At 31.7% G+C, this 14,446-nt stretch carries 17 protein-coding genes; 4 read left to right on the plus strand and 13 right to left on the minus strand.

From position 1 onward, the window contains the following. Positions 1–10 precede the first annotated feature (10 nt). Together B3C18_RS06815 and B3C18_RS06820 are read right to left on the minus strand one after the other, a co-directional pair. Entirely contained in the window at positions 11–742 is a 732-nt protein-coding gene (locus B3C18_RS06815) for a DNA-formamidopyrimidine glycosylase family protein (RefSeq protein ID WP_291144366.1), read from the minus strand. 77 nt (positions 743–819) lie between these two features. Further along, a complete protein-coding gene (locus B3C18_RS06820; protein WP_291144368.1) occupies positions 820–1,392 on the minus strand; it encodes a ferritin-like domain-containing protein in 573 nt (190 codons plus the stop codon). Between the two features lie 189 nt (positions 1,393–1,581). Between B3C18_RS06820 and B3C18_RS06825 the strand changes: the two genes are divergently transcribed. Beyond that, positions 1,582–2,133, plus strand: a complete 552-nt coding sequence (locus B3C18_RS06825) for a hypothetical protein (protein ID WP_291144371.1) — start codon at positions 1,582–1,584, stop codon at positions 2,131–2,133. A 68-nt stretch (positions 2,134–2,201) separates the two neighbouring features. On the opposite strand, the gene B3C18_RS06830 is transcribed toward B3C18_RS06825, so the two are convergent. The 8 genes from B3C18_RS06830 to B3C18_RS06865 all read right to left on the minus strand — a co-directional run bounded on the left by B3C18_RS06830 (position 2,202) and on the right by B3C18_RS06865 (position 8,803). Beyond that, on the minus strand, positions 2,202–2,612 hold the full coding sequence (locus tag B3C18_RS06830; protein WP_291144374.1) for a helix-turn-helix transcriptional regulator: 411 nt from the start codon (positions 2,610–2,612) through the stop codon (positions 2,202–2,204). Positions 2,613–2,817: 205 nt separating this feature from the next. After that, positions 2,818–3,465, minus strand: coding sequence for a DUF5661 family protein (locus B3C18_RS06835; RefSeq protein WP_291144377.1), 648 nt, complete (start codon positions 3,463–3,465; stop codon positions 2,818–2,820). Positions 3,466–3,553: 88 nt separating this feature from the next. After that, positions 3,554–3,715 carry a DUF1328 family protein gene (locus tag B3C18_RS06840; protein ID WP_035644678.1) on the minus strand — a complete coding sequence of 54 codons (162 nt, stop codon included), beginning with the start codon at positions 3,713–3,715 and terminating at the stop codon, positions 3,554–3,556. Between the two features lie 83 nt (positions 3,716–3,798). Next, entirely contained in the window at positions 3,799–4,881 is a 1,083-nt protein-coding gene (locus B3C18_RS06845) for a DNA topoisomerase IB (protein ID WP_291144382.1), read from the minus strand. Between the two features lie 114 nt (positions 4,882–4,995). Then, positions 4,996–5,235 (minus strand): DUF7218 family protein, encoded by a 240-nt coding sequence (locus B3C18_RS06850; protein WP_291144385.1) that lies wholly within the window; start codon positions 5,233–5,235, stop codon positions 4,996–4,998. A gap of 260 nt (positions 5,236–5,495) precedes the next feature. Next, on the minus strand, positions 5,496–6,188 hold the full coding sequence (locus B3C18_RS06855) for a hypothetical protein (RefSeq protein WP_291144387.1): 693 nt from the start codon (positions 6,186–6,188) through the stop codon (positions 5,496–5,498). A gap of 46 nt (positions 6,189–6,234) precedes the next feature. Beyond that, complete coding sequence (locus B3C18_RS06860) at positions 6,235–6,879, minus strand: hypothetical protein (protein ID WP_291144390.1); 645 nt, start codon at positions 6,877–6,879, stop codon at positions 6,235–6,237. Positions 6,880–7,114: 235 nt separating this feature from the next. Then, the gene (locus tag B3C18_RS06865) at positions 7,115–8,803 is read right to left on the minus strand and encodes an ATP-dependent helicase (protein WP_291144392.1); all 1,689 of its coding nucleotides are present in this window, start codon (positions 8,801–8,803) and stop codon (positions 7,115–7,117) included. A 216-nt stretch (positions 8,804–9,019) separates the two neighbouring features. On the opposite strand from B3C18_RS06865, the gene B3C18_RS06870 reads away from it, so the two are divergent. Then, positions 9,020–9,607: a DUF4142 domain-containing protein gene (locus B3C18_RS06870; protein WP_291144395.1), complete on the plus strand. Its 588-nt coding sequence runs from the start codon at positions 9,020–9,022 to the stop codon at positions 9,605–9,607. A gap of 234 nt (positions 9,608–9,841) precedes the next feature. Here the strand turns inward: B3C18_RS06870 and B3C18_RS06875 are convergent, their stop codons facing one another. The 3 genes from B3C18_RS06875 to B3C18_RS06885 all read right to left on the minus strand — a co-directional run bounded on the left by B3C18_RS06875 (position 9,842) and on the right by B3C18_RS06885 (position 12,502). Then, positions 9,842–10,897 (minus strand): NAD(P)-dependent alcohol dehydrogenase, encoded by a 1,056-nt coding sequence (locus B3C18_RS06875; RefSeq protein WP_291144398.1) that lies wholly within the window; start codon positions 10,895–10,897, stop codon positions 9,842–9,844. 102 nt (positions 10,898–10,999) lie between these two features. Then, positions 11,000–11,404: a cupin domain-containing protein gene (locus B3C18_RS06880; RefSeq protein ID WP_291144401.1), complete on the minus strand. Its 405-nt coding sequence runs from the start codon at positions 11,402–11,404 to the stop codon at positions 11,000–11,002. Positions 11,405–11,632: 228 nt separating this feature from the next. After that, positions 11,633–12,502, minus strand: coding sequence for a helix-turn-helix domain-containing protein (locus B3C18_RS06885; RefSeq protein WP_291144404.1), 870 nt, complete (start codon positions 12,500–12,502; stop codon positions 11,633–11,635). Between the two features lie 207 nt (positions 12,503–12,709). Between B3C18_RS06885 and B3C18_RS06890 the strand changes: the two genes are divergently transcribed. Together B3C18_RS06890 and B3C18_RS06895 are read left to right on the plus strand one after the other, a co-directional pair. Further along, on the plus strand, positions 12,710–13,297 hold the full coding sequence (locus B3C18_RS06890; protein WP_291144407.1) for a Crp/Fnr family transcriptional regulator: 588 nt from the start codon (positions 12,710–12,712) through the stop codon (positions 13,295–13,297). Between the two features lie 101 nt (positions 13,298–13,398). Next, the gene (locus B3C18_RS06895; RefSeq protein ID WP_291144410.1) at positions 13,399–14,379 is read left to right on the plus strand and encodes an SMP-30/gluconolactonase/LRE family protein; all 981 of its coding nucleotides are present in this window, start codon (positions 13,399–13,401) and stop codon (positions 14,377–14,379) included. Positions 14,380–14,446 lie beyond the last annotated feature (67 nt).

Genomic DNA, 14,446 nt, shown 5'->3' on the forward strand with positions numbered 1-14,446 from the left:
ATTTCATTTTTCATTTGTGAAGCTGTTGGCAGTTATTGCAGTAAAAACTTCGACGGTTTTTCTTCCCTGTCGGTTTTTTTATGATGGGCAAATTGCATCTTTTGCATTCTTTTTGCGAATATGCTAGCCAATGTTTTTTGAGTTCATTTTTCTTTTTCCAATACAAAAATTCAAAACTGTAAATCGAACATTCGGCTATAAGTTCGTCGATTTTTTCGGGTGGGATTTTTCCAACTAAAGATTCCGGATGAATAAAACATCGGTACAAAACTTCATTTTTGATAATATTCCCTACTCCTGAAAATATATTTTGATCTAAAACAGCATCGCAAATCATTTCATTTGGGATTTTATCCAGACTTCGTTTTGCTTTTTTTGGGTCCCAATTTTCATTTAAAACATCTTCGCTCCAATCGTAATATTGACTTATTGGCCCTTCCAGAATCTTTACAGTACAGGTATAAAAGTTGATTTCTCCGCTTGAAAACCCTAAATGCAACCTTGGTGCAGTATCTTTTTTTTCGTTGATTCTGTAGGTTCCAAACATCATTAAATGGATTTTTACGGTAAAATCTTCAAAACAAATCAGGAAATGCTTTCCCCAGGTTTTAAATGATAAAATGGTTTTATTCCTTAAACGCTCTAAATCGACACTGGAGTTTCCATAAACTTCTATCACTCTTTTTCCTGTAAACTGCTGTGCTTCTTCTCTTAAAATCAATATTGACGGACCTTCGGGCATATACTTTAGTTTTAAATTTTTAATGAAAAAAAAGCGCAGTTTTGACAACTGCACTTTTAATATGATATTTTTAAATCCTATTCTGCTTCTGCAGCTTCAAGATTTACAGCATTTACAGCAACTTCTGTAAGCAGTTTATCTGCACCTTTTTCTTCATCAAGCGTTAGCTCTAATAGTGCTGCGGCTTCTTCATAACCCAGCGTTTCAGCAAACTGTCTTAAAGTTCCGTAAGTGGCAATTTCGTAATGTTCGATTTTTTGGCTTGCGGCGATAATACCGGCATCTCGAACCACTCCAATTTCTGTTTCTTCCAGAATTCCTTTTCCTTCTTCGATTAAACCTTCCATAGCATCGCATTTTTTAGCGGTTGCTTTTTTTCCAATTACATCAAAAACCTTTTCTAAACGTGTTACGTGCTCTTCAGTTTCAATTAAATGGTTATTAATAGCATCGATCAATTCTTCAGATGTTGCGTTTTTAGCCATTGTTGGCAGTGCTTTGGTTAAAGCTTTCTCTGCCCAGTAAATATCTTTCAGACTGTCTTCAAATAATTCTGCTAAACCCGCCGCTGCGTTTGATTTTGGTTTTGTAACTCCTCTTTTTACTGTTTCCTTTGTTGTAGTTTCTTTTTTCTGATCTGTAGTTTTCATGGTATAATTTTTTAATGATTAATTATTTGTAAAATTACCGTCTTGATTATCAGCAAGGTTATACGATTCTTCGATTAAATTTCATTCTAAACATCTGTTAATTATACAATTACATTTCGTAATTCTATAAGAAAATCTTTCGGTTTCGGGATTAGATTTGTATATGTAAAATATTTAAAATAAGACATCATGAACACTACAGATAAAAGAAATGGTGCTTTTCCGAAAGATCCGGGAAGTCCATCTTCAGACAGAAATACGGTTATGAATGAGGAACTTTATGATTTAAATACGAAAGAAACTCAAAACAACCTCGCAGAAGACGCAGAACGCGGTTATACGGTTCGAAATGGTCATAACCCTAACAAACCTAATCCCGATGAGAGATCGGGCGTTTACGACGATGATTTGGATGATTTAGATGATGACTTTCATAAAGACAGAGATCTGGAAGACAATAACGACGATATTTATGAGGTTGTTTTAGAAGATAATGACCTTGATGACGAAGATGAAGATGAATATATCGAGGAAGATCTGAATGAAGAAGAACTTGATGAAGTCGAAAACGACGAATTTGATAATCCTGCCGATACTTTTGAAAACGATTTTAATGAAACCGAAGATGATTTAGAAGATATCGACGACGACGACGATAAGGAAGAAGACAGCGAATATGTCGAAGATGATGTTCAGGAAGAAGACGATGATTATACAGAAGAAGATAAAAGAAGATTGTAATTTTTGGAAGATTGAAAAGAAAAAACCGTTAAGGATTATACTTAACGGTTTTTTTATGATTTAGATTTTTATTTCGAATTCAATAATTTCTCTAAATAAGATATTTTTTCTCTTTCAGATTCTAATAAACGCTCATATAAAGTTTTATTTTGTTCTACTGATTCCATTAATTTATCAAGCGGATTAAAATTGCATATATTATAATTCCCAACAGTTCCTTGGCTATTATCATAAAAAGTATTAAAGTAAGTGAAAACCGCTTCCTCAGAGAAATTTTTAATTGCTTCTACGCTCAAGCCCAAAACTTTTGCAATTTCAATCAATTTTTCTTCATCAACTGTTTCACTATTTTCAATTGCAGAAATCGTTTGCTGGCTCGTCCCTAAAGCTTGTGCAAGCGCTTCTTGCTTCATGTCTTTTAATTCACGAAGACGGCTTATTTTTCGCCCTATATGGTTTGATCTTGTTTGTGTGCTCATAATTCAAAGATAATAATTTGAAGTAAAAAAATAAAAAATATGTATGATACAAGATTTTTCAAGTATGATACTGATAAAAATGCCCCGTTTCCAGAATTGTTCAAATTTACATTATGGACAAAAATACAATTTTTCAGACAAATTATTATAAATAAAAAAGCCGTTAAGATCGAAACTTAACGGCTTTTTTATGCGATTTAAAACCTTAATCGCCTATTTTTTCTAAAACTGGAATATCATCCATTTTTTGTAAACGTTCAATTAAACCTGTTTTGGCTTCGGTTAATTCTTGTTCGGCTTTGCCTAATTCTTTGTACCAATCTTCTTTTCCGGTTTTTGAGCTTTCAATTTTACGCATAATCTCGTAAATTTCGCCTTCGGCTTCCATCACCTTTAAGCGTTTATAGTACGTGAGGCTTTCGGTCATGTGTGCCAATGCAATCATCGCAGTTAAAAACGGATGATTGTTGGTTACATTCACATCTTTAATTTTTCCGTGTTCAAGTTCGACTTTTAAGGCAAAAGCAAATTCTTCCATATTAAAATCGGCATGTTTGCTTTTTGGATTCAAATAAGCTTTTATCGCTTCAACATTGTTCATTGTCGAAAGATCAACATCGGTTTGTTTTCCGTCTAATAAATCTTTGTAAACTACATTTGCCACGGCTCTTGCTTCGGCAATTGTTGGGTCATTTGCAGGATTTTCGAAATCACGTGTCGACCAATCCCAGTTTTTAGGATGTACAGGTTTGATGTATTTTTCGCAAAAATCTGTTACATCGTTTTTTAAACTTACCATTTCGTCTTGCCTTTTTATGTACACGTCTTGGTAAGCTCCGCTTTTAGTTCCCATAATTTGATATTTTTAAAAGATAAACGACACATTTACCGAGATATATGTGCCGTTTTTAATTTCGTTCTTATTTTACTGAATCCAAGTATTAAACACTTCTTCTTCCGCTTATCAGCGAAATAATAAACAATACTAAGAATATGAAAAATAAAATTTTTGCTATACTAGCGGCTCCAGCGGCGATACCACCAAAACCAAATATCCCTGCAATAATTGCCAGAATAATAAATATGACTGTCCAACGTAACATAATAATTGATTTTTAGTTAATACTGATTTTGTTTGTTTTTCAAACTTTATGCTTTTGAAAGAGGTGCATTAACTCTTAGATTTTTACTGCAAATTGACTTGATAATTCTCGATCAATTCTGCAAAGGCGCTTTCGCTTTTTGAAAAGTACTTTTTTGTGCTTCGGCTCTTTTTTACTTTATCAAAATACGACTGAATCGATCCATCTTCATAAGTTGTGACCAACAAAGGATGAACGTAATAATTCTTGCAGACATTTCTGGTATTTCCGAGTGCTTCTGCTGTGGCATCATAAGCCAGAACAATATTTTTTTTGATTTCTTTTTCGTCTGATGTAACACCTAATTCCATCAAACTTTCAAAGAATATAATCGAGGCTGCCCAGGTTCTAAAGTCTTTGGCACTAAAATATTCGCCCGAAATATTGTGCAGATATTCATTGACCATGTGACTGTCTAAAACCTTTCTTTCGCCGTTTTTGTCGTAATATTTAAAAACTTCCCAACCCGGAATTTCTTCGCAACGGCTAACAAGTTTGATCAATTGTTTGTTTCTTGTGGTAATCGTATGCTGTTTTCCTTTTTTTCCGATGAATTCAAAACGGAGGGAATTTTTATTGATGTTGATGTGTCTTTTACGTAAAGTCGAAAGTCCGTATGATTTATTGTCTTTGGCGTATTTTTCATTTCCAATTCGGATATGGGTTTCTTCCATTAACCGAATCACCAGGGCAATTACTTTTTCTTTCGACCATTCTTTTTGTTCTAAATCGATATCAACTTGTTTTCGTATAGCGGGAAGCTTTTGTCCGAATTCTGCGATTTTGTAAAACTTGGTTTGATTGCGGATTAAATTCCATTTTGGATGATACCGATATTGTTTTCTGTTTTTAACATCTAAACCCACCGCCTGTAAATGCCCGTTTGATAAATCCGAGATTTTTACATTTACCCACGCCGGTGGTAAAACCAGGCTGTTAAAACGCTTTATTTCACTTTTTTGCTTAATGCAGCGTCCGTTTTTTTTATAAACAAAACCATCATCTCCCTCACATCTTTCAATTGGCAAATTTTGATTGTTTACATAAACTAATTCTAATTTTTCCAGCACTAAATGCGGGGTTTTAATTAGCTGTGTCATTAGTTTTTGGGTTCTGGCGGTATTCATGGTCGTTTTATTTTTTTTTACCTCAGATGTCACAGATTCAAAAGATTTTTCTAACTACTTAATACTCTTTCCGCATAATCTGCGAGAATCTGTGACATCTGAGGCATTTATATCTTAATTTGTTCGCAGTGATTTAATCAGGCTTTTTTTATTCATATAAGAACGTCCTGAAACACCTACTTTTCTTGCTTGTTGATAAAGTTCATCTTTTGTCCATTCTTCATAAGGCTTTGCTCTTCCGCCTTTTTCTCCTGCATCTGGCGTATTGGCAATACGCGCCGACTTCTCTTTACTGTAACCCTTCTTCACTAGAGCTTCGTATTGTGCCTCGTTTTTAATTCTTGGATCTGGCATGACGTAAAAATTTAGATTAGTAATAGTTGTATGGTTATATCAAAGTTCCCAAAAAGAAAGATTTTTTCTGTTATACAATTTTGGTTATTACTTTCATAATTAAGATTGTAGACTTTAGATTATTTTAGATTGCAGATTTTAGATTTTAGATTATGCGTAATCTTGTCATTTCGAGGAACAAGAAATCGCTTGTGTATTTAAAAACAAAAAATCCCATTCATTATCTGAATGGGATTTTTTGTTTTTAATATTCTTCTTAATTATATATCTTTCTCAACTATATATTTTTTCTTATTGCTTTTTGGATCCATGTAAGAAATACCAAAACCTTCTTTATCTGCGTTTAAAGTTAATTTTGAGAGGATTTCTTTTTTAATCTTCTTTCCTTTAATATTGATATCAGTTGTAAAACTTCCTTTAAAGACAATTTCTAAGTTTGTCTTATCAATTTTGTATTCAATATCTGATATTAAAAACTCTGCTTTGAGATCTTTTGAAGAGGTCTTTTTTTGAAAATCAAATACTTTTACATCCATTTCACTAAATAATATAGAAAGTCCTTTATTGTATAAATCGATTCTTCCGTTTCCGCTTTCTTTATCTTCATTTACAAATTCATTGAAAATAACATCAAATGATGGATATTTTTCTTTAACATTTACATTGAATTTTAAAAATACTCCACTATTTAAAAAATCATACTGCAAATCAGATCTCGGGATAACTTGAAAACTATAAAATGCGGCAGATCTCGAAGAAGATGTTTGCAAATCTTTAATAAATAACAATTTACTTGTTACTTTTAATCCATCTCTAAAATAATTGAGTTCTGGACTAAAAAGTGATTCATCAGTATTATTGCCCAAAAACAAATTATCAAAACCTGGGAAATATGCTTGCGCGGAAACACTGATATTTACAAGGAATAATATGGAAACTAGGAGTTTTTTCATTTTGTTCTAAGGTGATTTTTAATAAGATTACAATAACGTTGATTCATTATTGTGCCACTTCTTCATAAGAAATTTGAATTGAATCATCCTTTTTTGCTGCATCCCAATAAACAAATGGTTCTGCTTTTTTAATTCCGGCAAGATCTTTTTCAAAATTATTTTGATACTTAATAATTTCTTTAATGTCTTTAACATCATTTTTCAAAGCAACTTCATCAAATTGAATATTCCCAATATACAAAATCTCTCCTTTGGCTACTTTAAAAGGAATTGAAAAACCATTGATATTACCGTTTCTCTGAAGAACTGCAAAACCACTATTTGTAAAGAGTCGAATATTTGTAATTACATACTCCCCTTCTGGTTTTTCAACTGCAAAAAGATATGTCAATCCGCCATCTAAATCTCCTTTGTGCCTCATTCTTGTAATTTGTGCAGGAATAAAATGTACTTCTTTTGAATATTTCCTAGATAACTTGGGATCAGTCGACTTATAACTTATTAACATAAAATATCCATTGAATTTTGCTTTTTCAGCAGGAAAAGTAAGGGAACCGAAAATTAAGCCATTGTCTGTTTTCCTTGGATTAAAAGTCAAATTTTGTGCCGTTGAAGTTGATACAGCACAACAAAAAATAAAAGTGGATAAGAATAAAATACGAGCTAAAGATGTAATAGATTTAGTTTTCATTTAGTTATTAATTTAAAAATGTTTGTTTTTGATGGTGCCAAAATATAAAATATTTTCATACAAGTATTAATTCATTTTCACTATAAAATGTCTATTCAAAAATTATACAAGCCTTGCATTCACAATCAAAATACTTAAGTAAACGGTAAAAAAATCCCATTCGTTTCAAGAATGGGATTTTAATTAAGTCTTAACTTACTTTTACTCTTTAATTTCCTTTGGATATAAATCTTCTTTACCAAATATCTTCAATTTCATCAAATAAATTCCCTTCAGTTTTATTTTGTTCTTCTTTAATCGAATCCACTAAATAAAGGGTATGCTTCGCTCTTGTTAATGCAACATATTTTAAGTTAATTTCCTGTTTAACTTCCCAAGGTTGTTGATTATCATTTTTTATGGGTAATTTATTAAAATCTAAAATAAAAACTCTTTCGTTCTCCAATCCTTTCGCTTTATGTATTGTTGAAAGTTTTATCGCATCCTTATTATCAGTAACTAAATATTCAATTCGTTTTATCAAATCATTTAAATTAATAACATTTTGTTGAACAGATATTTGTCTTTGCAAAAAATTCAATCTTCTTTCAATATACTTAGTTTCTGAATTAATAAATTCTTCCTTATTTTCTGAGTTTGAAAGTTTTTTTACTTTTTGATTTAAAAAATGCAAATTCCTATCCTTTACCTTCTCAAAAAAATCATAATTATTTTTTAAAATATTGATTTCATTTAATTCTTCATTAGTAAATAAGAATTTTAATTCATTAAACAAATCTTTAACGTCATCTTGATGAATATCGACACGTTTATTATTTTCAATTAATATAAACAATAATATTGTTAAAGGAGCTTTAGTTCTACTTATTATTAAATCACTGTTTTGAACAACATTAATTACTTTTTCGAACTCTATCTTTTCAATTATACCATTTTTATCTTTAAATGGTTTTATATCTCGACGAAAATTCTGAGCAAATTCTATAACATTATTTGGACATCTAAAACAAAATGACAACGTTAGTTTAATATTATTTTTTAGTATCTGACCGAATCTTTCAAATGAATCAATATCTGCACCAGTAAACCCATATATTGATTGGAAAGGGTCTCCAACAGCAATAACTCTTCCTGTTTTTTTCACGTATTTTAGAGCTACTGCTAATTGTGATTTCGATAAGTCTTGGCATTCATCTATAAATAAAATATCATAACTATAATTAGGATAATACTCGAAAACACGAGGTAAATATAACATATCACTTAAATCAATAATATTTAATTTCTTTGCTAATGTGTTTCCTTCTTCAATTATAAGCTGACTTGCTTCAAATAATACATTAACAATTTTATCAATATTTTTTTCTGGAGTTTTTTTTATGTCAATTATATTATAATGGAATAACATTTGTTTAAAGTCATCAAAATTATCTTTAGTTAATGTTAATCTAAATTTATTGACAATATCTAAAAGTTTGTTTTTAAATATTGCAACATGCGTTTTAAGAATATTTTCTTCAAAGCTATTTTTTTTGGGGTTAACATCTACATAATATAACTCTAGATATTTTATGATATTTCTTTCATTATAAGTTGATAAAGATTTATTAATTAAATCATTGTATTTTCTATCTAGAACTTTATAAGGCAATTCTGAATTGGATTTTAGAATATCAAATCCAAGCTGATGTAAATTCTTTACAACGATATTATTCTTTTTCTTGTTTAAAATTCTTTCCTGAATTTCGTCTCGTATACTTTTATTAAATGCACAAAAAAGTAAGGTTTTATCATTTTGAACAAAATCAATACTATTTATAATTGTAGTAGTCTTTCCAGACCCTGCAACCGCATCAATTATACCATGATTTGAATCAAATTTGATAAAATTAAAAATTTTTTCTTGCTCACTTGTTGGTATCATTTTAAGAAGAATTTCGATTAAGCCTCTATTAAAACAATAGAGGGAAAATAAAATTTATGTTGATACACAAGTATACTAAGAATTTAAATTCAAAACAATGCGTATTTATACTCATTTAATTTCTATATCCAAATCATATAACAATCTCTCAGAATCCTATAAGACATTTCTGTAACTTCTGAATAATTTTACATGATAACATATAAACTATAAATCATGAAAAAGATACTATTAGCCAGTAAAGTAATTTTAGGAGCGGGACTTATTATTATATTCCTGAATTCGTGTAAAAATGAAACCAAACAAGAAGATCCAAAAGAAGTTGCAGAAGATGCTAATGAAGCCAAATTTGACTCTATTGACAATGTAGAAGATGATTCTGAATTTTTAGTAGATCAGGCTGAAATTAACCTGGCTGAAATCGAAATAGGAAAATTGGCACAACAAAAAAGCACCAATACCGAAGTGAAAAAATTTGGTAAAATGCTTGTTGATGAGCATACTAAATCGGCATCTGAAGTAAGTGCTTTAGCAAAAGCTAAAAACTTTACTCTGCCAAGTTCACTTACTGAAGAAGGACAAGAAGAATACAACAAACTAAACGAAAAATCAGGTCTTGATTTTGATAAAAAATTCGCCGATATGATGATCGACGGTCACCAAAAAGCAATTGACAAACTTCAAAAAGCAGCTAAAGATGCACACGACGAAGATGTTAAGCTTTGGGCAACGAACAATATCGCAGGATTGACTTCGCATTTAGAACATGCTAAATTGCTGAAACAAAATCTGGACAAAAAGTAAAATAAATTTAATTGGTTATTATTTATTTTTAAGAAGCTAAGGTTCTGAGTTTCTAAGATTCTAAGTGATATGCTTTTGAGCAGCTTAAAATCTAAGAACCCCAAATCTTTGCAAAAAGAACCCCTCAAGAGTTGAATTGCTTGAGGGGTTTGTTTTTTTTTAGATTCTAAGATGCTAAGGTTCTGAGTTACTAAGAAAAAACTTAGTATCTTAGTATCTCAGAACCTTAGTAACTTATTTTAAAGACGCCATATCAATCACAAAACGATATTTGATATCACCTTTTAGTAATCTTTCATAAGCATTGTTAACTTCATTTACACCAATTACCTCAATATCAGCAGTAATATTGTGTTCTGCACAGAAGTCCAGCATTTCCTGAGTTTCAGCAATTCCGCCAATTGCAGAACCTGCGAAACTTCTTCTTCCTAATATAAGACTGAATGACGTTACAGGAAGCGGATCCATTGGAGCACCAACTAAAGTCAATGTTCCGTCTACTTTTAATAAATTTAGATATGAATCGATACTGTGTTCAGCAGAAACGCAGTCTAAGATAAAATTCAGACTTTTTGCATGTTTAGCCATTTGTTCAGGATCTGTTGATAAAACAACCTCATCTGCACCTAGACGTTTTGCATCTTCTGTTTTAGATAAATTAGTTGTAAATACAACAACATGAGCGCCCATAGCTTTTGCTAATTTGATTCCCATGTGGCCTAAACCACCAATTCCAACAATTCCAACTTTTTGACCAGGACCAACATTCCAATGTTTTAATGGAGAATAAGTTGTAATTCCGGCACATAATAAAGGTGCAACTCCGGCAAGGTCTAATTTATCTGAAATGTGCAATACAAAGCTTTCATCAACCACAATACTTTGAGAATAACCTCCAAAAGTCTGGATCCCGCCTAAATGTTTATCTGGAGAATTGAATGTCAAAATACTTCCTTCATCACAATATTGCTCTAAATCGTTTTTGCAGTTGTCACATTCTCTGCATGAATCAACCATACAGCCCACTCCGGCAAATTCTCCAACTTTGAAATTTTTAACATGCTCACCTACTTTTACAATTCGGCCTACGATTTCATGTCCCGGAACAATTGGATAAATAGTTCCGTGCCATTCGTTTCTTGCTGAGTGTAAATCAGAGTGACAGATTCCGCAATACAAAATTTCAATTTCAACATCATGTGCCTGCACTGCACGGCGCTGAATATCTAAGGTTTTTAATGGCGCTTCAGCAGCTTCTGTACCAAAGGCTTTTATGTTTTTTGTTTCCATATAGTTTGTTTTTTTGTTTCAGGTTTTGGTTTGTTTCAAGTTTTTGTTTCAGGTTTCAGGTTTCAAGTTTTAGAAAACTTAGTCCTTTAGCATCTTAGAAACTTAGTGACTCAAAACGAAATACTCTCCATCGGTTACTTTTTCTAACCAGGTTCCGTGGCCTTTATCAATTTCTGTGATAATGGCGACATACGAGAACTTGTCAAATGGAGTTGCTCCATACCAATGTTCTACTCCCGGCAGAATCGTCACTACTTCATCTTTAAGAAGTATACGGACTGCGCTTCCTCTTTCCTGATAATAACCTATTCCTTCTTTTGCAATAATCATGTGCAGACTTGCATTAATATGCCAGTTGCTTCTTGCACAAGGTTCAAAAGTAACTTCCTTAATAACAGTATTTTCAGGATGAATATCACTGCTTTGCTTCTTGTATGAAACGTCGCCCGTCATATATGCACTAGGGACTTTTCCTTCTTCGATAACGGCTGAATAATTTGTTGACATAAATTTAGTTATTTTTTTGAGATTGACTTTATTTAAAACTACTTATATTATTCATTATCAGAATTATAAACTAAATTTAGAAAGCTAGGATCCGCTTTATGAAGTATTTATTTAGTTTGCTGAAAACTGATAACTTATTTAGTATCGTAATTTCAAAGGCAAAATTAGGAAAGGAATGCTTTCCGGAAATAACAATATTCAAACAAAAAATTATGAAATTGAAACAATTTACATTCTTAACGATTTTGGAATCGTTCCTGTAAGTCTTTTAAAATAATTATTAAAATAACTCGGATATTCAAATCCAAGCGAATAACCAATATCTGAAATACTCCAGTCAGTATGCTGTAACAAAGCTTTTGCTTCATTGATAACTCTTTCTGTAATATGCGCCGTTGTTGGTTTTCCCGTAACTTCTTTTACAGAACGATTTAAGTGGTTTACATGTACAGCAAGACTCTGTGCATAATCCTGCGGCGTTTTTAAAGCCAAAGGTTCGTTTTTAGTTTCGATTGGAAATTGTCTTTCTAATAATTCTAAAAATAAAGAGGTAATTCTCGCAGATGCATTTCTATGTTTAAAGAAATTATCTGACGGCTGCATTTTCATCGATTCATGAATAATCAAGTTGACATAACTGCGCATTAAATCGTCTTTAAAAACATAATCAGTTTCATATTCTTCGATCATTTTTTGAAACAATGAATCTATAAATACCTTTTGTTCAGCATTTAAAGAAAAAATTGGCGTTCCTCCTATTTTAAACAAAGGTGATTCGTGAAGTGTTTCTGAACGGTCTTTTGCTCTCAGAAATTCTTCGGTAAAAACACAGGCGTAACCTTCATAACCTTCAGAAACGGTTTCCCAAGAATATGGAATAATCGGATTACCGAAAAACAGAATCGTTCCGTCGGTTTCTATTCCGCGGTCAGCATATTGTATAATACTTTTACTCGTATTGATGCAGATTTTATAAAAATCCCTGCGGCTGTAAACGGGAATTTTACTTAAATCTCCATTTATCTGATATACTTTAAATCCCTTCAGCTTTAAATCTGAAGTAAAATCGCAATTCTGAGTTTCTGTTTGATTATTCATTTTGCAAAGTTATGAAAATCAAATATAAAAATAAAAACAAGTTCCAATATTTCAAATTCCAAATTCCAATTTTCAGGCTTGATTATCTTTATCTGCGTATAAAAATTTCACAAAGGTTTATAACTTCATGCATTGAATTTATTTTTTGAGGTTTGGAATTTGGAATTTGAAATATTGGAACTTGTTTTTATTTTTATCTTTGTTTGCATGAAGGATTTACTGCCCGTTATAGATTATATTTCAAGATATGTTGATTTAACAGATGACGAAAAAAAGCATCTGGCTTCTTTTTTGAAAATTACCAAAGTAAAGAAAAGGCAGTTTATTGTACAGCCGGGTTTTGTATGCAAACACAAAAGTTATGTTGTAAAAGGCGCTTTTAGAGGTTATTTAGTCGATAACGAAGGAAAAGAACACACTTTATCATTTGCTATTGAAGATTGGTGGATTTCTGATTACAGCAGTTTAATTTATCAGGAACCTGCTACTTTGTTTGTGGAAGCACTGGAAGATTCGGTTCTCATTCAGATTGAATATGAAGACGAGCAGAAATTTCTACGCGAGATTCCGAAACTTGAAAAATTCGAGCGTATTATAACACAGCGTTCGCTTGCTTTTCAGCAAAAAAGACTTTTATCCAATTTTACCAAAACTGCCGAAGAACGTTATGACGAATTCATAAGCAAATATGCCGAAATTGCTAAACGTGTTCCACAATATGCTTTGGCTTCTTATCTTGGTTTTAGCACGGAGTATTTAAGCAAAATACGCAATCGGAAAACCTCAAAAAGTTAAACTAGTTTAACCGAATTTCCTAAACCAGTTCATTTTTATTTTTCTTGTTCTGTCCCAGATTTGCATTGTCAATATGGACAAATAATTTCAATTCAATAAAAATGAAAAATACTATTTTAATTACCGCTTTTTCGCTTCTTTTTGCTGCTTGCGACAGCGAAAAAAAGTCGGCTTCAATTCCTGTTTCTCTTCAAAGTAAATATACTGTAACAGATATTGGTCTTTATCCTGAAGGAATTGATTACGATTCTAAAAACGAAAAATTCTTATTTAGCTCTTTGTATAAAGGTGCTGTTTATGCAATGAACCCAAAAGGAGAAACTACCGTTTTTGCTACAAGCAGTAAATTGGTTCTGCCAACAGGAATTTATACGGATGAAACCAGAAACCGATTAATTGTGGCTAACGCCGATTTGGGAATTTCACAAAAAAGTACTTCCACAAGTGCCGGAACGATTGCCACAGTAAGTATTTTCAATCTTACTTCGGGTGCTTTAATTAAAGAAATCGATTTGAAAAATTTCACTCCAAATGCCGGATCGTGCTTAAACGACATTGCAGTAGATACTGACGGAAATATTTATATCACCGATTCATTTTCTCCAAATATTTATAAAATTGATACCAGTTTTACGGCTTCTTTATTTGTTACGAATGCATTATTTCAGCCTGCGCCTAATCAGTTTGGTTTAAACGGAATTGTTTTTCATCCTGATGGTTATTTGCTGGCGGTAAAAACAGATGATTCTAAATTGTTTAAAATCTCGATTTCTAATCCTTCCATTATTACTGAAGTTACAGGAGCAACTTTCAGCGCACCTGATGGAATTGAATTAGACAAAAACAATAATCTAGTTGTGGTTGAAAATGGATTAGCTTTAGGAAAAACTTATACTTTTTCAAGTAATAACAATTGGAAAAGTGCTTCAAAAATAAGCGAAACCAATATTGGTAAAGATGATTTTCCAACAACTGCAGCTTTGGCTTCAGATGGAAATGTTTATGTGATTAGTTCTAAATTGGGAAAATTGTTAGGCGGAGATAAAACGCAGTCTTCGTATGATATTCAGAGGATAAAATAATTTTGATGATGCTGAATAAACCCGACAGGTTTTAAAAACCTGTCGGGTTTGAAATACGTAAACTGAA

Source organism: Flavobacterium sp. UBA7680, assembly GCF_002482975.1.
Lineage (GTDB): Bacteria > Bacteroidota > Bacteroidia > Flavobacteriales > Flavobacteriaceae > Flavobacterium.